Raw genomic sequence first — 17,462 nt, 5'->3', positions numbered from 1 at the left:
GGGGAGCGGGTGGTCGTGGTCGAGGACGTCGTCACGACGGGGGGCGCCGCCCTTCGGATGGTTCGCCTCGCGGAGGAGGCGGGGGCGGAGGTCTCGGCGGTCGGGGCTCTCGTCGACCGCTCGGGGGGAGAGGCGTGCTTCCCGATCCCCTTCCATGCGATCGCCCGCCTTCCGATCGAGGCGCTCCCGCCCGATCAGTGTCCGCTCTGTCGCGCGGGGGTACCGATCGTGAAGCCGGGGAGCGGAGGAAACGATGCTTGAGCTCTGCTCGATCGCGAGCGGAAGCAAGGGGAACGCCTACGTCGTCGGGGCGGAGGGGAGCTATCTCCTGGTCGACTGCGGGATCTCGGCGCGACGCCTCTCCCGCGCGCTCGGTCGAATGGGCGTGACGCTCGATTCGATCGAGGGGATCCTGATCTCCCACGAGCACCGCGACCATGTCTCGGGGCTCGAGAACTTCCGAAAGAAATGCCCCGCCCCCCTCTACGGAACCTACGGGACGCTGGACTCCCTCTCCCGCCCGGGACCGGGCCCGACCCATGCGATCGAGGCGGGGCGCGAGTTCGCGGTCGGGCCGTTCCGCGTCCATCCGTTTTCCGTGCAGCACGACGCCGAGGATCCGGTTGGTTTTCGCGTCGAGTGCGGGGCGGGCCCGGTGGCGTTCGCGACCGATCTCGGGCGGGTGGACGGGACGGTCCGCCGGGCGATCGCGGGGGCGCGCGCGCTCGTGATCGAGTCGAACCACGAGGAGGAGATGCTTCGGGCCGGGTCGTATCCTTGGTACTTAAAGGAAAGGATCCTGAGCGACTTCGGACACCTCTCGAACCGAGCGACCCAGGCCGCCCTCGCCGGCTCCGCCCACGAGGGGCTCGAAGTCGTTCTCCTCGCGCACCTCTCCGCGGAGAACAACCGTCCGGAGATCGCTCTCGCCGGAGCCCGCCGCGTGCTTCGGGCGAACCGGTGGGACGGCGTCAAGCTTCTCGTCGCCGAGCAGGAAGCCGAGGGGGAAGTGCTCGTCTTCCGTTAGTTTGGCGACAGACACCAAGATCCGGAAAACAACGACCGGCGCCGAAATGCTCGATCGTCACTCCGTTCCCACCGCATCGGAGACGTTCGCGAAGCCGTCGCGGGCGAGAAGCTCCTCGAGCTGCCTCAGTATGGCCCGCGCGACGCCGGGCCCTTCGTACACGAGCGCGGTGTAGAGCTGCACGAGAGATGCACCGGCGCGGATCCGCCGGTACGCGTCCTCTCCGCTGAAGATCCCGCCGACCGCAACGAGGACGAGCGCGCCCTCGGTCGCCCGCCGCGCGATCCGCACCGCCTCGAGCGCCCGCGCCGCGAGCGGTCTCCCGGAGACCCCGCCCTCGCCGCGGCGGAACGCCTCGAGGAAAGAGGGATCGGTCGTCGTGTTCGTGAGAACGAGCCCGTCGCAGACGGCCGCCCGCGCCGCGCCGGCTGCCTCCTCGAGCGCGCGGTCCGAGAGGTCGGGGGAGAGCTTCGCGAAGAGCGGGGGAGTGCGGAGCCCGAGAACCCTCGCGCGCTCCTCCGCCTCGCGGCGGATCGCCCGAAGAAGCGGCTCCAGCCGGCCGGGGGCCTCCAGCGAGCGAAGACCGGGCGTGTTCGGCGAGCTGATGTTCGCGACGAGGAAATCGGCCACGGGGAGGACCGCTGCCGCCGCCTCGCGGTAGTCTCTCTCCGCCTCGTCGATCGCGGTCTCGCGCTGTTTCCCGATGCTGACCCCGATCGGGATCCGCCGCGGCGTTCCGGCCATCCGAAGCGCGAGAATCCGCGCCGTTCGATCCGCACCTGAATTGTTGAACCCCATACGATTGAGAAGCGCCTCTCTCTCCGGGAGGCGGAAGAGGCGAGGCTTCGGGTTTCCCGCCTGCGGCCTCGGGGTCACCGTCCCGATCTCGGCGTGCCCGAACCCGAGTCTCGAGAGAAGGTGCGCCCGGCTCCCGTCCTTGTCGAACCCGGCGGCGAGCCCGAGCGGATTCGGAAAGGCGATCCCGGCGATCGCGACCGCGAGCCGCGGGCCGGTCGGAGGCGGTCGATCGGCCCACAAGGAGAGCGCGCGGAGAGCGGCGGCGTGCGCCGTTTCCGGATCGAGCCGGAAGAGAAGGGGGCGCAGACATCGTCGGTAGAGCGCGTCCATTGCCGGCGGGTAGGGTAGCACGAGGCCCCGCCTTCGTCATTGACTTCGGGGCGGATCCCTTGGGAAAATGCGCGTTCGAGCGGCCGCTCCCGGGCGATCGGATCGGAGGCGTGCATGAAGAAGATCTGCGTGGTCGGCACGGGCTACGTCGGGCTCGTCACGGGGACGTGTCTTGCCGATTTCGGCAACCGAGTTCTCTGTGTGGACGTGGACGAGGAGAAGATCCGTCTCCTTCGAATGGGCCAGGTTCCCTTCTATGAGCCCGGTCTCGAGGAGATGGTCCGGCGGAACATCTCGGGGGGGCGCCTTCTTTTCACCCGGTCGATCGAGGAGGGGGTTCGCGATTCGGAAGTTCTCTTCATCGCCGTCGGAACACCGAGCGACGACGCGGGGAACGCGGATCTCACGTACGTCAATGAGGTCGCGGCCGAGATCGGACGCTCGATGAACGGTTACAAGGTGATCGTCACGAAAAGCACGGTCCCGACTGGGACCGGCGCGCTCGTCGCGGAGATCGTTCGGGGAAACCAAACGGCGAAGCATGAGTTCGACGTCGTCTCCAATCCGGAGTTTCTCCGCGAGGGGAGCGCGATCCAGGACTTCATGCGGCCGGACCGGATCATCGTCGGAACCGACAGCCCGCGCGCCGCCGAGATCATCTCGGAGGTGTACGAGCCTCTCTACCTTCTGGACACGCCGATCGTGAAGACGAGCGTGGCGACCGCCGAGATGATCAAGTACGCGTCGAACGCGTTTCTCGCGACGAAGATTTCATTCATCAATGAAATCGCGAGCGTGTGCGAGCGGGTCGGAGCGGACGTCAACACCGTCGCGATCGGGATGGGGCTCGACGGGCGGATCGGTCCCAAGTTCCTCCACGCGGGAGCGGGATTCGGCGGCTCCTGCTTCCCGAAGGACACGCGCGCGCTCATCCAGATCGCGGAGAAGGCGGGGGTCGAGCCGCTCATCACGCGCGCGGTCGTCGAGGTGAACGAGAGGCGCCGGGCGGAGATGGCGGCGAAGGTGCGGCGGGCCGCGGGGGGGAGCCTCGCGGGGAAGCGGATCGGCGTGCTCGGCCTCGCGTTCAAGCCGAACACCGACGACGTTCGGGAGTCGCCCGCGCTCGACGTGATCCGGATCCTTCGCGGCGAGGGGGCCGACGTGCGGGCTTTCGACCCGGTGGCGGGGCCGAACGCGAAGAAGGAGATCCCCGATCTCGCGCTGACCGGATCAGTGCTCGGGACGGCGGAGGGGGCGGACGTCCTTGTCGTGATGACCGAATGGAACGAGTTCCGGGAGCTCGACTTCGCCGGGATCCGCTCGGCGATGGCGAAGCCGGTTCTCGTGGATTGCCGCAACGTCTACGAGCCGCGCAAGGTGCGCGACGCGGGGTTCGAGTACTTCTCGGTCGGAAGGCCCTGATCGAAAGGGAATCGGCGGCCCCGCCGGGGCGCCGCGAGGGAGTGCGGGCATGCGAGCGCTGGTGACCGGAGGGGCCGGATTCCTCGGCTCCCATCTTTGCGACCTTCTGATCCGCGAGGGCCACGAGGTCGTCGCGATGGACAACTTCATCACCGGGAACCCGGACAACTTCCAGCACCTGATCGGGAACCCGAGCTTCCGGTTCGTCCAACACGACGTCACCGAGTTCATCTACGTCGCCGGATCGCTCGACGCGGTCATCCACTTCGCTTCCCCGGCGAGCCCGATCGACTATCTCGAGCTTCCGATCCAAACCCTCAAGGTGGGAGCACTCGGAACGCACAAGGCGCTCGGCCTCGCGAAGGCGAAGGGGGCGCGGTTTCTGCTCGCTTCCTCCTCCGAGGTGTACGGCGATCCGCTCGTCCATCCGCAGGAGGAGTCGTACTGGGGGAACGTGAACCCGATCGGACCGCGGGGCGTGTACGACGAGGCGAAGCGCTTCGGCGAGGCCCTCGCGATGGCGTACCACCGGACGCACGGAGTCGAGACGCGGATCGCCCGGATCTTCAACACGTTCGGGCCGAGGATGCGGGCGCGCGACGGGCGGGTCGTTCCGACGTTTATCGTTCAGGCATTGAATCACGAACCGCTGACGGTTTTCGGAGACGGCACCCAGACGCGCTCGTTCTGCTATGTGTCCGACCTGGTGGATGGAATCTACCGGCTTCTCCTCTCGGACGAGACGCACCCGGTCAACTTGGGGAATCCCGCGGAGATGACGATCGCGAGGTTCGCCGAGGAAATCCTCGAGATCACCGGAAGCTCCTCGCGCATCGAGTACCGCGATCTCCCGCAGGACGATCCGAAGGTCCGTCAACCGGACATCCGCCGCGCGCGCACGATTCTCGGGTGGGAGCCGAAGGTCGGTCTCCGCGAAGGGCTCGAGCGAACCATCGATCACTTTCGGAACCTTGCGGCGGGCGGCGCCTAGCCTTTCCGTCTCTTGCCTGCGCAGGGCAGGTTACATGCAATGACGCGCGACATCGCTCCCCGAACGCGGATTCCCGCTCTCGATCTTGCCGCCCAGCATCGCCCTCTGCGCGAACCGATCCTCTCGGCGATCGGCGACCTCCTCGATCGCGGGCATTTCGTGCTCGGGGAAGCGGTCGATCGCTTCGAGAAGGAGGCGGCCTCTTACTTGGGCGTGCGGGAGGCGATCGGGGTCGCCTCGGGGACCGACGCGCTCCACCTCGCGCTGATCGCGGCAGGCGTCGGCCCGGGGGACGAGGTGATCACCCCCGCGTTTTCTTTCTTCGCGATCGCCGAGGCGATCGAGAGGACCGGCGCCTCGACCGTCTTCGTCGACGTGGACGACGAGACGCTGAACGTCTCGGCGGAGGCGGTCGCCGCGGCGCTCACCGATCGAACACGGGCGATCGTCCCCGTGCACCTCTACGGTCTTCCCGCTCCGATCGAGGCGATCCGCGACGCGCTCGGGGGCCGCGCGATCCCGATCATCGAGGACGCGGCCCAAGCGTTCGGGGCCTCGATCGGCGCAAGAAAGGCGGGGAACCTCGGGGATCTCGCCGCGTTCTCGTTCTATCCGACGAAGAACCTGGCGGCCTGCGGAGACGGCGGGCTCGTGACCACGAACCGGGAGGACGATGCACGGACGATTCGGTGCCTCCGCGATCACGGACAAACGGGGAAGTACCGGCACGAGCGGTTCGGATGGAACAGCCGCCTCGACGCGATGCAGGCCGCGATCCTCTCGATCAAGCTCCCGCTCCTTGACGGATGGAACCAGAGACGGCGCGCGATCGCGCGCGTGTACCGGGAACGCCTCGTCTCTCTTCCGCTCCGGCTTCCCGCCGAGCCGTCCGGCTTCGTGTCCGCCTGGCACCAGTTCGCCGTGCGGACCCCGGGAAGAAATCGGTTGCAGGAGTTTCTCGCCGAGAGGAGAATCGCATCGTCCGTGCACTATCCGGCGGCCCTTCACGAGCAGCCGGTCTATGGGGGGCGGTTCGGCTCGTTCCCAACCGCGGAGAAAGCCGCGCGGGAGGTTCTCTGCCTTCCGATCGGGCCCGAGCTTTCGGATTCGGACCTGGAGCGCGTCGCGGAGGCGGTGATCGAGTGGTCGAGCCTCCCGGCCGGCGGTCCCGAGTCGCGGGGGAGTTGACGGGAATGGGAAGGGCTCGAGCATTGATCACGGGCGGGGCCGGCTTCATCGGCTCGCATCTCGCCGAGAGGCTTCTCGCGGACGGCGAAGAGGTCACGATCATCGACGACCTCTCCACCGGTTCCTTCGAGAACATCGCCCACTTGGAACAACACCCGAACTTTCGATACATCATCGATACGATTCTCAATGAACAGGTGATGGGGGATCTGATCGACGAGTCCGACACCGTCTATCATCTCGCGGCGGCGGTCGGCGTCGCCTACGTCATCGAGAACATCCTGAAGTCGATCCAGATCAACATCCGCGGGACCGAGATCGTCTTCGAGCAGGCAAATCGGGGGAAGAAGAAGGTCATCCTCTTCTCCACATCGGAGATCTACGGCAAGTCGAACTCGCTCCCCTTCCGCGAGGATCAGGATCGGCTGATGGGCTCGCCAACGGTGAACCGATGGAGCTACGCGGCCACGAAGGTTGTGGACGAGATTCTCGCCCTTGCCTATCACCGCGAGAAGAAGGTTCCCGTCGTTGTGGTCCGTTGCTTCAACACCTGCGGCCCGCGCCAAACCGGGCAGTACGGGATGGTCCTTCCGCGCTTCGTGAAGCAGGCGCTCCTCGGGGTCCCGATCACCGTCTACGGCGACGGCAAGCAGAGCCGCTGCTTTTCATCGGTTCAGGATGTGGTGGAGGGGGTGGTGCGCCTCGCCCGCAGCGAGAAAGCGGTGGGGAGGATCTTCAATATCGGATCGGACCACGAGATCACCATCGAGGATCTCGCCGCGCGGGTGAGGGAGCTGGCCGGCTCCTCCTCTCCGATCGAGTATGTCCCGTACGAGAGGGCCTACGAACAGGGGTTCGAGGACATGCAGCGCCGCGTTCCGGATCTCACCCGGATCCACGAGGCCGTCGGTTTCGAGCCGAAGGTCGCACTCGACGAGTTGATCCAGAGCGTCATCAGCCATTTCAAGCGGTAGCCGCCCCCGCCCGCCTATCGAGTGTTGAAGAAGGTGTGCGCGATCCCCCCCGCGATCGGCGGGAAGAAGAACGTGCTCGCCACGCGGATGAGCGTGAGCCTCCAGCCGAGAATCCCGACCTCCATCGGAAGCCGCCCGACCGCCCAGAGGGACCAGCCGGTCAGGAACGCGACCATCGTTGCCCCCCCGGCCCCCGAACGGAGAAGCCCCGCCGCGATCGGAAGGCTGACGTAAGGGCCCCCGGGGGCGAGACCGCCGGCCACTGTTCCAAGGAGGATCCCGCGCATCCCGGAGCCTCCGCCCACCCAGCGGTGAGTTGTTTCCTGCGGGACGAGAACCTGGACCATCCCGGCGACGAGGAAGGCGAAGACGAAAAGAGGGAGAACCTCGACGATCATCGCGAGGGCGAGCCGAGTCCCGCGAAGGTGGGCCCCTTCCCCTTGCGCGTAGCCTACCGCGAGAAGAGCGCACGCGAGCGAGGCCAGGATCAGCGTGGGGACGAGCATGGAGTTTCTCCATTTCGGTCGCATCGATCTTGCTGTCTCCGAGATGGCGAGCATAGCACGAGAACCGGGAGAAGACGGCGGGGAGAAAGACTTGAGAAGCGGAGGCGGGGCCGGTACGCTTCCGGAAGACGAGGGAGGAGGAGAGGCCGGATGAGCACGCACCCCATGACCCGCGGCGTTCCGCGCTCGGAATGCGGTCAATGACCTCGGAAGCGGGCGGCCGCCCCAACGCGAACGCGCTTCTCGAGGAGAACAAGCGTCTTCGGCGGGCGGTCGAGGAGCTCGCGACCCTGAACGATCTCTCGCGGGAGATCGGGGCCTCGCTCGACTCAGGGGAGATCATGAACACGATCGTGCGCCGTTCGCTCCGTGCGGTGGGGGCCGAGCAAGGGGTCGTTCATCTCGTCGAGAGGAAGAGCGACGAGGACATGCTCAAGACGCTCGTGCGCACGCGCCTCGCGAGCTCGACGAGCGCGCATCCGGCGTATGCTCTCGACAAGTCGCTGCTCGGATGGATGCAAATCCACAAGAAACCTTTGCTCGTGAATGATCCGAAGACGGACGACCGCTTCCGCGGCGTCCGATGGGACGTCTCGGTTCAATCACTACTCGCGGTGCCTCTTCTCGTGAAAGGGGAGCTCACCGGGGTCCTCACCGTCTACAACAAGAAGGAACCGGGTGGATTCACGGTCGACGATCAGCGTCTGCTCGCGATTCTCGCCGCGCAATCGGCTCAGGTTGTGGAGAACGCGCGTCTCTACGAAGAAGAGAAGGCGCTTCTTCGCATGCGCCAGGAGGTCCGCTTCGCGACGGAAATCCAAGAGCGGCTCCTCCCGAAGGAGGCGCCTCGGCTCGCGGGATACGACATCGCCGGGCGGTCGCTCCCGGCGATGGACGTCGGCGGAGACTACTTCGACTTCATCCCGATCGATACCGCCCGCCTCGCCTTCTGTCTCGGAGACGTCACGGGGAAGGGGCTCCCGGCCGCTCTTCTCATGGCGAATCTTCAGGCGACGATCCGGGGTCAAGCGCTCGTCGACTGCGCGCCGAGCGAGTGCATGCGGCGATCGAACCGGCTTCTCTTCCACAGCACGGATCCGGTGAAGTTCGCGACCCTCTTCTACGGGGTGCTCGACTCGGCGGAACACCGCCTTTCTTATTGCTGCGCGGGCCACGACTACCCGTTCTTCTTCCGAGGCGAGGAGGGGCCGCTCCGTCTCGCGAAGGGAGGGATGATGCTCGGAGCGCTCGAGGATTCCGCATACGAGGGCGACACGATTCCTCTCGCCCCCGGAGACCTCTTCGTCGCCTACTCGGACGGGATCACCGAGGCGATGGATGCGAGCGGCGACGAAATCGGGGAGGAGTTCGGCGAAACGAGACTGCTCGATTTTCTTCGGGCGCACCGGAACGATTCGGCCGAGGCGCTCATCGAGGCGCTCGTCGCCGCGGTGCGCGCGCACGCAGGAGTCCGCCCTCAATCGGATGATATGACGATCCTCGTGATCCGCAGAATCGCTTGAGCGGAGCGAGAAGGGAAGATCGGGCGCGCATCGAAAGAGAGAATGCCGATCCGGCTTTGTCCGATCGCCGTCAAGAGGCGGCGCTCGATGTTCGCCGCGCGCACTTGGAGCGGGACTCCGCCCGCGAGAGGCTGGACGCGGCGGAAGCGAGGCTCCGCGCGGCGGAGAAGGCGCTCGAGTTCATCGAGCAACGCTACGCGGCGGGCGCCGCGACTCTGTACGAGGTGATCTCGGGACGGGCCGACCGGACGGTCGCGACGAGCGCGAGCGTGCGCGCGCGCTATACGCTTCTCCGGCAGCAGCGCTTTCTGGACTACTCGACGGGCGATCTCGATCCGGACGGTCCTCTCGCCCCTTGAGGCGATCGATCGCCCCGAGCGGGTGGAGCCGCCGGCCGCCGGAAGCCGATCATCGCATGAGAAGAAGCTTCGCGGTTCTCGTCTCGCTCCCCGCGTCGAGACGAACGAGGTAGCGCCCCGAGGGAACCGTCCTTCCGCTCGCGTCCGATCCGCTCCAAGGAATCACGTGACGACCGGCGGAGAGATCCTCGTCCTCGAGGAGCGCGCGCACGAGGCGGCCGCTCGGATCGAAGACGGAGAGAGAGACCTCCGTCGGCTTCTGGAGACGGAGAACGATCATCGTCGCCGGGTTGAACGGGTTCGGCTGAGCGGAGAGGGCGACCGCGGATGACACGGAAGGCGTCTCCGCCGCGATCCCGACGTTCGGATCGAACGTGAGCCAGATCGGGTTCGTGTAGGCGCGATGCCCCGCGTCCCCGTCGTCGGTTCGAAGCTCCGCGCGGAAGAAGCGATTTCCTTCAAACCCGAATGTTCCAAGGTCGATCGTTTCGCTTCCTGAGAAACCCTCGCCCGAGAGGGTCGGGTCGAAGCTCGCGATCGTCGCGGTTCCCGAGCCGTTTCCGGAGACGAGGGTGACCGCCACCACCGGTCCGAACTCGGAGAGAGAGCCCCATCGCATGCGGAGCGGAAGCGGCGACTCCGTTCCGACGATCCCCTCGCCGCCGATCGAAACATCCTCCTCCTCGTACCAGTCGCCGTCCCCGTCCCGGTCGAGCCCGATCTCGAGGAAGGGTCCGTCCGTCACGACCGACCGCCCTGCGCGGAACGCATCGAGGATCGCGTCGATCGGCGGAAGGCTGTCGGGGCCATGCCCGGGGACGCGGACCACGGTCTGCACCTTGCCGAGCGCGTTGTCCTCCGCGTAGTTGTCGAGGCTCGTGTACGAGGCGTAGTTGAAGTCGCCGTGCGCGTCGCTCCCGCCGGAGAGGAAGATCTTGCGCGGATGTCCCAAAGCGATGTCCGCAGCGAGGAGCGAATCCCAGAGCGCGATCCCCTCGAGGAGCTCGTTCGGATACGGGTTCGCGGGCGCGGAACCCGCGTCGAAGTCGGCCCACGGGTTCTCCTGGTTCGAGGAACGCCGCGTGGCGCGCGTGTTGAACGCCTCGAGACCGATGAAGCGCGCGCGGGAGAGAGCCACCGCTAGATCTTGATCGCGCCAGCGGGTTCCGTTCACGCCGAGATCGATCCCTCCGAACTCCGCCGAGAGATCCGAAATCGGGTGCGCGGCGTACGCGAAACCCTCCGGCGCGAGCGCGTCGAGCCCCGTGTCGAGAGGGGGAATGACCGGACGCTCGCCGGCCGCTCCGGAGAGCGGCGAGTGGATGTACTCGGGATTGTAGAAGAGGCAATGAAGCGTCTTTCCTTGCGTGTCCGGATCGATCGAGGCGAGGTTGATCTCGACCCCGCGGGTGACGCGAAGGTCCGGCCCGTCCGCTTCGAGCGCATCCGCGCCGAGAGCGTGCCACGAGGAACCGTAGTCGAGGTTGTTCCGAACGACCGTCGTCGTTCCGGAGGGCGATTGGATCGTGTACTCCCACTGATGCGTCGCGTAGGAATACGCGCCGTCCCCCGTCTCGTCGAGGTCGCACGAGTGATCGGTCGTCGTGAGCCATTGAAGACCGATCGCCGTCGCGGCGAGCCGCACGGCGGGGATCGGCGCGCCGAACTCGTAGAGGTTGTTCGTGTACATCGTGTGGAAATGCGTGTCGCCGCCGTACCATCCTTCCGGCCGCGGGAAAGGACCGCTCCCGACGCGGACGCGGAGCGTCCGCCCGTCCGTGTAGTTGAACCAGTCGTCGCGATAGTAGATCGCCACCTCGAGCTGGATCGCGTCCCCTGTCCCGTATCCGAGAGCCGCGGGCGTGAGGAGCGTGCCGTTCGGAAGGGACGGGTGCCCCTCGGTGACGGTCGTGATGTACGTCCAATAGTTGTGCTCGCTCGGGTCGTTTCCGATCCGCTCGTCTCCGAAGTTGTGGTGCCAGAGAACGGTGGAACCGCCCCCGGTCACGTCCTTGCAGCGGATCCAATGGAGCTCCCGGATGTCGTCCACGTCGCAGTCCTTGAGGACGATTGTGATCGGGATCGGCGTGTGTGCGTCGATCACGCGCCAGGGAGCGTCGGTGATGAAGTCCTTCGCGTACGTGTTGTCGTACGCGGTGTCCGGCGCGGCCGGCGCGGCGGCGAGCGCGAGACATAGAAGAGTGAGGAGAGAGAGAGGAAGGTTCGAGAACGATCGCGACTTCATGACCTCACCTCACGAGGCTGATTTTCCGGGTCGCGGCGTAGTCTCCGGACTCCAACCGGAGGAAGTACGTGCCGCTCGAGGCGGGGCGGCCTGGTTCGTCCGACCCGTCCCACACGCTTCGATGTTCTCCGGCGGCCATCGTTCCCTCGGCGAGGCGTTTCACGAGCCGCCCGGCGAGATCATAGACCCCTAAAGTGATCGGCGCGCTCTCCTCGAGAACGTACACGATCTCTCCTCTCGGGTTGAAAGGGTTCGGCCGAGTCGAAAGGGAGAGCTTGGCGGCCGGCGGCGCGGACTCCGCTCGCGCGACGCCGGTCGGGGTCGGGATCGCGAGGGAGTGCATCGAACGCCCGTGCGTCCCCGCGACGAGGGTTCGCGTCGGGCGATGGAAGGCGAGATCGTAGACCGGCACGGAAGGGAGGTTCTCGCCGAGCGCGTACCAAGCCCCACCGAGGTCCGAGGTGGTGAAGCAACCGACGTCCGATCCGAGGTAGAGGGTGTTCGGATCGTCCGGGTCGACGAGAAGCGCGTTCACCGGCGCCCCCGGAAGGTTCCCGCTGCAATCGGTCCACGTCGCGCCGTAGTCATCCGTCCGATAGACGTGCGCGATCTCCTCGTTCCAACGAAGCCCGGAGAACGTCGCGTACGCGACCGCGGGATCGATCGGATCGGCGGCGACGCGGCTCACCCATCGGTTCGGAAGCGAACCGGAGACCTTCGTCCAGTTCCCCCCTCCGTTCGTCGTCACCCAGAGGTTCGCATCATCCGTCCCGACCCAGATCACGCTCCCGCTTACCGGACTGACCGCGATCGTCGTGATCGTTCCGTAGTTCCCGCCTTGATTCCCGTTCGTGAGGTCGCCGCTCACGGCGCTCCACGAGGAGGCGGCGTTCGTCGATCGATAGAGGCGGTAAGTTCCGTAGAACATCCGATCCGGGTTCGACGGATCGAGCACGACCGGCGTCGACCAATTTCTTCGGTCGCCGCTGTTCACCCCGCTCAGGGCCCAGCTCCACGAGGCGCCGAAGTTCGTGGACTTATAAAGATTCCCGTACTGGTATTCGGCGAAGAGGATGTTCGAGTTCCTCGGGTCGACGATCGTGTAGAAGCCGTCCCCGCCGAGGATGGATTCCCAGTCGTCGATCGCGCCGGTCGGCGTGCGAAGAGTTCCGTTGTCCTGCGTTCCGCCGTAGAGCCTTTCCGGATGGAGGTAGTCGATCGTGATCGCATAGAACTGGTTGGTCGGCTGATTGTAGAGCTTCGTCCAGGTATCCCCCTCGTCCGTCGAGACGTAAATGCCACCGTCATTCCCCTCGAAGATGCGGTCGGGGTTCGACGGATCGAATGCCATCGCGTGATGGTCGACGTGAACCTCCTCGCCGACCTCCGACCAGCTCGACCCCCCGTTCTCGGACCGGTAGAGAGGGACGCCGTGCGCAAAGACCCGGTTCGGATCCGAGGGGTCGACGCGGATCTGCCCGAAGTACCATCCGAACGAGCTATGGATGTGGGAGACGGCCGAGTCGTTCGTTCGCGTCCAGGAGTTCCCGCCGTTCGTTGTCTTGTAGACGCGCGCTCCCTCCCCGACGATGTCGTAGATCGCATAGACGACGTTCGGACTCGATGCCGAGACCGAGAGCCCGATCCGGCCGACGCTGGGACCCGCGCTCGGGAGGCCGCTCGTGAGAAGCGTCCATGTGTCGCCGCCGTCGTGCGAGCGCCAGATCCCGCTCCCCGGCCCTCCGGAGCGGCGGTAGGTGAGACCGCGCACGCGCTCCCACATCGCCGCGTAGACCGTGTCCGGCTTCGTCGGGTCGATCGCGACGTCGATCGCGGCGGTCGAGTCGTTGACGAAGAGAACGCGGGTCCACGACTCGCCCCCGTCAAGCGAACGGTAGATCCCCCGCTCGCCGCCCGTTCCGAAGAGAACGCCGCACGCCGCGATCCAGATCCGGTCCGTGTCGATCGGATCGACGACGATCCGCGCGATCGCCCGGCTCTCCTCGAGCCCGATCGCTCTCCAGGTGTTCCCTCGATCCTCCGACTTGAACATCCCGATCCCGAACCAGCTGAAGCTGCTCGCGGCCGACTCGCCCGTCCCGACGTAGAGAACGTCCGGATTCAGCGGGTCGACGGCGATCGCGCCGATCGTGAGCACCGGCTGATCGTCGAAGATGGGAACCCACGAAGCGCCCCCGTCGCTCGAGCGGAAGACGCCGCCGCTCGCCATCGCCGCGTAGATCGTGTTCGGATCGGACGAATCGAACGCGAGATCGGCGAGCCGCGCGCCGATGTTGCTCGGACCCCTCTCGACCCAGGTCGCGCGCGGGCCCTTCTTCCGCGCGGCTTCCCGCATCGTCTCGGCCTCGCCGAGCGCCTGCGTGAGCTCTTCATAGTTCAAACGATCGTACGGATAGGCTCTCTGGCGGAACGACCAGTCGTTCGGTTCCTCTCCCGGACCGAAGGGGAGGCCGGCGGCGGCCCGCTCCGCACGCCTCGCCTTCTTCTCCCGGATGATCTTCTCAGAGATCTCGTCCGCCGTGAGGGATGCATCTTCTTGGAGCGGCGCGTAGAGAAGGTACGCGGCCGCGAGCGCCGCGGTCAGTAGAAGAGCGGAGATCACGATCCGTTTCATCGAGCCTTCCTTTCGGCGAGGTCGGATTCGGGGAGCAGCTTCGCTTTCTATTATAACGGATATGGGCGCGTCTCTCCATCGCCGGCCGTTCGATCGAGGAATGAAGAAGGGAACCGGAGGGAACGGCGGGCCCAGGAACGGTGTTTCTTCCCGTTTCGTCTAAGAAGGGCCGAGGGCGGGCTTCAAGGCTCGGGAGAGAGGGCGCGGGCGCGGAGCTCGGCGAGGACCGCCGCGTGCTCTCCTTCGTCCCCGCCGAAGAGAGACGCGCGGGCGAGAAGCTCGCGCCCGTCGATCGCGCGGCCTTCGTCGAGAGCGGGCCGCGCCTCCTCGATCCACGCGCCGACGCGCCCCCTCTTCGTCGCCTCGGGAGTGACAGGCCCGGTTGCGGGCTCCGGGAGGGCGCGCACGCTCTCGAAGAAGCGGGTCTCTTCGTTCGACGGGGGGATTCCGCCCGGTCTCTCCCGTTCGAGAATGTCGACCACGCCTTGGACCATGCGGTAAGCGCGCCAGTCCGCCGGATCGAGCCGGTGGAGCTTCCGGGCGACACGATAGAGTGAGCCCGGATCGGGAGCGGGGACCGAGGCCTCGTAGATCGCGTAGATCGCCTGCCGGTTTCGTTGGGCGAGATCGAGAACGCTCCGATGATCGGCGCTCTCCGGATCGGCGAGGAGGAGAGAATCGAGGGGCCGCCCCGCGCGCCTCGCGAGAGAAGCAGCGATCTTCGGCGAATCCTTTCGGAGCCTCTGGAGAGGGGCGGAGAACTCGAGGAGACCGTTGTTGTCGGTGTTGATCGGTCCCTCCCCCGCCCACGCCTCGAGCTCGGCGTGATCGGCGAGACACGCGCCGAGAAAGCGGCCCGGATGCTCGAGGCCAATCGTCTCGAGATCGCGATAGACCTCCGGCTCAAGCATGCGGCGCGCGAGCGTGTCGAGGGGGATCGACTCGTTCTCCTCCCGCGCGATGAGAAGGAAGTCGTTGTGCTGCCCCTGCCAGAGGCTCACGTTCGGGAAGACCGCGAGCAATGAGCGGACGACCAGAAGAAAATCGCCGGGCGCCATCCCGTACGACTGGAGCCACTGGCAGTAAACGCCGCCCGGATCGAGTCGGGAACGAGCAAGCTTGAAATATTCTTTCGTAAAAAGATTCGGGATCCCCGCGAGCCAGGGGTTCGATGGTTCCGAGATGATGACGTCGTACCGCTCGGGCGCGAGAAGGAGATGGTTCCTCGCGTCGTTCCGGAGGATGCGGACGCGCGGATCGTCGAAGGCGCCCCGAAGATAGGGGCCGAAGTACGTGCGCGCGGCTTCGATCACCGCGTCGGAGATCTCGAGGACGTCGACCGAGCGGACGCGCGAATGGGACGCCGCGGAAGCCATCGTCACGCCGCCCCCGAGCCCAACCACCAGCACCCTCTCGGGTTTCGCCGCGAGAAGGAGAGGGAACTGCGCGAGAGTGACCTGCGTGGGCATGTCGGTGACGCCGGTGCTCGCGTCCGGCTTCCCGTTGATCCGGAGGGTTCGGCCTCCGGCGTGCTCGTGGACCGAGACGGTCGCGTCGGGGCCGTCCCGGTAGTAAAGGATCGTGCCCGAATCCCCGAGGCTGCCGAGGAAGGCGCCCGCGGTGAGCGTCGCCCGGTCGAGCGGGTGTCGCCGCGCCGCGTCCCATCGGAAGGCGAGAAGAACGAGGAGGACCGCGAGAGCGCCGAGTCGAAGCGCGAGGGGAGCCCGCCGGTCGGCGAGAAGAAGCGCGATCCCGAGAAGAACCGAGAGGGCGACCGCGATGCCGATCGTCCCCGCGATCCCCGGAGGTCCGGCGAGAAGAAAGAAGCCGGCGATGATCGAGCCGAGGATCGTGCCGGCCGTGTTGATCGCGTAGGCGATCCCGACGTTTCGCGAGGCCTCGCGGTGCATCCGCGTGACCGAGTAGACGACGAGCGGAAAAACCATCCCGAGCACGAGCGTCGGAACGAGGAGCGTCGCGAAGATGTAAAGGAACTGCTTCACGAGAAAGTCGGAGCCGGTGCTTCCGATCGTGCGGAGCCACTCGACGACGTTCGCGGAGAGCCCCGCGAAGCGCGGCAGGATCCAGAGGGCGGAGAGGCCGAGAGCGGCCTCGGCGATCCCGAGGACGAAGACCGGCCTTCGAATCCTGTGCGCCGTGAGACCGATCGCGAACGCGCCGATCCCGAGCCCGATGATGAAGACGACGAGGACCGACGTGAACGCATAGACCGATGAGCCGACCTGCACGAGCAGGATGCGGGTCCATGCGATCTGATAGGCCATCGCCGCGAAGCCGGAGACGCCGACCGTGACGAGCACGAGACCTCGGATGAGCGATCCCATCGCCGCGCCGGGAGTCGGCGTCTCGCTCGCATCTCTCCCCGCGTCCGCACGCGCGGCCGCGATCCCTCTTTCGAGCCGCTCGCGGAGAAGGAGCGCGAGGACTCCGAGCGAGAGGTTTCCGAGAACCGCGACGAACAGCGCCCCGTGCCGGCCGAGCTCAGGGATGAGGAAGAAACCCGCGAGCGCCGCGCCCCCCGCCGCGCCGATCGTGTTGATGCCGTAGAAAGTTCCGGTCACGTTTCCGAAGCGCGCGTCCTTCCGAACTCCGTGCTCGATGAGAATGGGGAGCGTCGCGCCCATGAACGCCGTCGGAAGAAGAAGAAGGAGCGCCGAGACGAGGAAGCGGACCGCGTGGAGAGGAACCATGTGCTCCGGACCGACCAGGTTGTAGATCCAGCGGTAGAACGGAACCGCGCCGTAGAAGCCGAGCTCGATGAGGAGCGCGGAGAGGCCGATCGCGATCTCGAGAAGCCCGTACGCGCGAAGAGGGGACGCGAGACGCGCTGCGCGCCGGCCCGCGAGAAAGCTCCCGATCGCGAGCCCCCCCATGAACGCCGCGAGCACGGTCGTGATCGCGTGGGTCGTCCCGCCCATGATGAGCGTGAGCCGGTGGACCCAGAGGAGCTCGTACACGAGCCCCGCCGCCCCGGAAAGAAAGAAAAGGACGTAAAGGATCATGGGCACCTTGGATCCGGCGGAAGGTCCTCCCGCCTCGTCTCGCGAGAGATCGGTTTCTCAACCGATCGTACCATAAGAGCGGACGGGGATCGAAGGACCGGACGCGCCTTGGATCGGTCTTTGTAGGCGTCTTGCTCTCCGGGCCGAGATGTGCTACCATAACCCTTGAAATGGCAATCGGTTGTACGGTCTCGTGTCGGGGCGCAGTTGCGTTCGTTCCGTGCCGAGTCTCGTAACGGGACCTTCGGAACAACGTCCTCCACTTCGAAAGGGGAAGAGCGTGAGCACGCGAATCGGAGGTTCGGCAGCGGCCGCTGCGCTCGCCGTTCTCCTTTGCGGATCGATCGCGGCGGGGAAGAGCGAGGCGGGCGGCTTTTTCGTTCTGCCCGAAGAGAACCCGCGGTTCGTCGTCTACGATCTTCCGCCGGCCGAGATCGAGGC

14 protein-coding genes are annotated in these 17,462 nt (G+C 66.4%); 9 read left to right on the top strand and 5 right to left on the bottom strand.

The features are described 5' to 3' along the window. Positions 1-15 precede the first annotated feature (15 nt). Both FJY73_10980 and FJY73_10975 read left to right on the top strand, forming a co-directional pair. Positions 16-261 carry a hypothetical protein gene (locus tag FJY73_10980; GenBank protein MBM3321187.1) on the top strand — a complete coding sequence of 82 codons (246 nt, stop codon included), beginning with the start codon at positions 16-18 and terminating at the stop codon, positions 259-261. Then, positions 254-1,027, top strand: coding sequence for an MBL fold metallo-hydrolase (locus tag FJY73_10975; GenBank protein ID MBM3321186.1), 774 nt, complete (start codon positions 254-256; stop codon positions 1,025-1,027). The genes FJY73_10980 and FJY73_10975 overlap by 8 nt, the downstream gene beginning before the upstream one ends. A 57-nt stretch (positions 1,028-1,084) precedes the next feature. Here FJY73_10975 and FJY73_10970 read toward each other — a convergent pair whose 3' ends face one another. Further along, positions 1,085-2,155: a quinone-dependent dihydroorotate dehydrogenase gene (locus FJY73_10970; GenBank protein ID MBM3321185.1), complete on the bottom strand. Its 1,071-nt coding sequence runs from the start codon at positions 2,153-2,155 to the stop codon at positions 1,085-1,087. 114 nt (positions 2,156-2,269) lie between these two features. Between FJY73_10970 and FJY73_10965 the strand changes: the two genes are divergently transcribed. From FJY73_10965 to FJY73_10950, 4 genes are read left to right on the top strand one after another with little or no spacing between them, the layout of a single operon-like run. Further along, entirely contained in the window at positions 2,270-3,577 is a 1,308-nt protein-coding gene (locus tag FJY73_10965; protein ID MBM3321184.1) for a UDP-glucose/GDP-mannose dehydrogenase family protein, read from the top strand. 49 nt (positions 3,578-3,626) lie between these two features. Next, positions 3,627-4,568: an SDR family oxidoreductase gene (locus FJY73_10960; GenBank protein MBM3321183.1), complete on the top strand. Its 942-nt coding sequence runs from the start codon at positions 3,627-3,629 to the stop codon at positions 4,566-4,568. Positions 4,569-4,607: 39 nt separating this feature from the next. After that, a complete protein-coding gene (locus tag FJY73_10955) occupies positions 4,608-5,756 on the top strand; it encodes a DegT/DnrJ/EryC1/StrS family aminotransferase (protein MBM3321182.1) in 1,149 nt (382 codons plus the stop codon). Positions 5,757-5,761: 5 nt separating this feature from the next. Then, positions 5,762-6,730, top strand: coding sequence for a GDP-mannose 4,6-dehydratase (locus FJY73_10950; GenBank protein ID MBM3321181.1), 969 nt, complete (start codon positions 5,762-5,764; stop codon positions 6,728-6,730). A gap of 14 nt (positions 6,731-6,744) precedes the next feature. Here the strand turns inward: FJY73_10950 and FJY73_10945 are convergent, their stop codons facing one another. Then, a complete protein-coding gene (locus FJY73_10945; GenBank protein MBM3321180.1) occupies positions 6,745-7,236 on the bottom strand; it encodes a permease in 492 nt (163 codons plus the stop codon). Positions 7,237-7,436: 200 nt separating this feature from the next. Between FJY73_10945 and FJY73_10940 the strand changes: the two genes are divergently transcribed. After that, positions 7,437-8,759 carry a SpoIIE family protein phosphatase gene (locus FJY73_10940; GenBank protein MBM3321179.1) on the top strand — a complete coding sequence of 441 codons (1,323 nt, stop codon included), beginning with the start codon at positions 7,437-7,439 and terminating at the stop codon, positions 8,757-8,759. Next, positions 8,756-9,118 carry a TolC family protein gene (locus FJY73_10935; protein ID MBM3321178.1) on the top strand — a complete coding sequence of 121 codons (363 nt, stop codon included), beginning with the start codon at positions 8,756-8,758 and terminating at the stop codon, positions 9,116-9,118. The genes FJY73_10940 and FJY73_10935 overlap by 4 nt, the downstream gene beginning before the upstream one ends. 49 nt (positions 9,119-9,167) lie before the next feature. Here the strand turns inward: FJY73_10935 and FJY73_10930 are convergent, their stop codons facing one another. The 3 genes from FJY73_10930 to FJY73_10920 form a co-directional block, all read right to left on the bottom strand. Then, the gene (locus tag FJY73_10930) at positions 9,168-11,363 is read right to left on the bottom strand and encodes a T9SS type A sorting domain-containing protein (GenBank protein ID MBM3321177.1); all 2,196 of its coding nucleotides are present in this window, start codon (positions 11,361-11,363) and stop codon (positions 9,168-9,170) included. Between the two features lie 4 nt (positions 11,364-11,367). Further along, positions 11,368-13,998, bottom strand: coding sequence for a T9SS type A sorting domain-containing protein (locus tag FJY73_10925; GenBank protein ID MBM3321176.1), 2,631 nt, complete (start codon positions 13,996-13,998; stop codon positions 11,368-11,370). 182 nt (positions 13,999-14,180) lie between these two features. Beyond that, positions 14,181-17,021: a fused MFS/spermidine synthase gene (locus tag FJY73_10920; protein MBM3321175.1), complete on the bottom strand. Its 2,841-nt coding sequence runs from the start codon at positions 17,019-17,021 to the stop codon at positions 14,181-14,183. A 280-nt stretch (positions 17,022-17,301) separates the two neighbouring features. Here FJY73_10920 and FJY73_10915 point away from each other — a divergent pair. Continuing rightward, a partial coding sequence (locus FJY73_10915) for a hypothetical protein (GenBank protein MBM3321174.1) occupies positions 17,302-17,462 on the top strand: 161 nt, incomplete at its 3' end.

This window comes from Candidatus Eisenbacteria bacterium (assembly GCA_016867715.1).
GTDB lineage: Bacteria > Orphanbacterota > Orphanbacteria > Orphanbacterales > Orphanbacteraceae > VGIW01.
The sequence above is the reverse complement of the archived record's forward strand: the minus strand, read 5'-3'. Positions and strand labels throughout refer to the sequence as shown.

What these genes read in the sequence shown, in the direction of transcription:
- FJY73_10955 (MBM3321182.1), top strand. Translation starts at nt 4,608, where the DNA reads ATGACGCGCGACATCGCTCCCCGAACGCGGATTCCCGCTCTCGATCTT.
- FJY73_10920 (MBM3321175.1), bottom strand. Translation starts at nt 17,021, where the DNA reads ATGATCCTTTACGTCCTTTTCTTTCTTTCCGGGGCGGCGGGGCTCGTG.
- FJY73_10930 (MBM3321177.1), bottom strand. Translation starts at nt 11,363, where the DNA reads ATGAAGTCGCGATCGTTCTCGAACCTTCCTCTCTCTCTCCTCACTCTT.
- FJY73_10975 (MBM3321186.1), top strand. Translation starts at nt 254, where the DNA reads ATGCTTGAGCTCTGCTCGATCGCGAGCGGAAGCAAGGGGAACGCCTAC.
- FJY73_10945 (MBM3321180.1), bottom strand. Translation starts at nt 7,236, where the DNA reads ATGCTCGTCCCCACGCTGATCCTGGCCTCGCTCGCGTGCGCTCTTCTC.
- FJY73_10940 (MBM3321179.1), top strand. Translation starts at nt 7,437, where the DNA reads ATGACCTCGGAAGCGGGCGGCCGCCCCAACGCGAACGCGCTTCTCGAG.
- FJY73_10965 (MBM3321184.1), top strand. Translation starts at nt 2,270, where the DNA reads ATGAAGAAGATCTGCGTGGTCGGCACGGGCTACGTCGGGCTCGTCACG.
- FJY73_10950 (MBM3321181.1), top strand. Translation starts at nt 5,762, where the DNA reads ATGGGAAGGGCTCGAGCATTGATCACGGGCGGGGCCGGCTTCATCGGC.
- FJY73_10925 (MBM3321176.1), bottom strand. Translation starts at nt 13,998, where the DNA reads ATGAAACGGATCGTGATCTCCGCTCTTCTACTGACCGCGGCGCTCGCG.
- FJY73_10960 (MBM3321183.1), top strand. Translation starts at nt 3,627, where the DNA reads ATGCGAGCGCTGGTGACCGGAGGGGCCGGATTCCTCGGCTCCCATCTT.
- FJY73_10970 (MBM3321185.1), bottom strand. Translation starts at nt 2,155, where the DNA reads ATGGACGCGCTCTACCGACGATGTCTGCGCCCCCTTCTCTTCCGGCTC.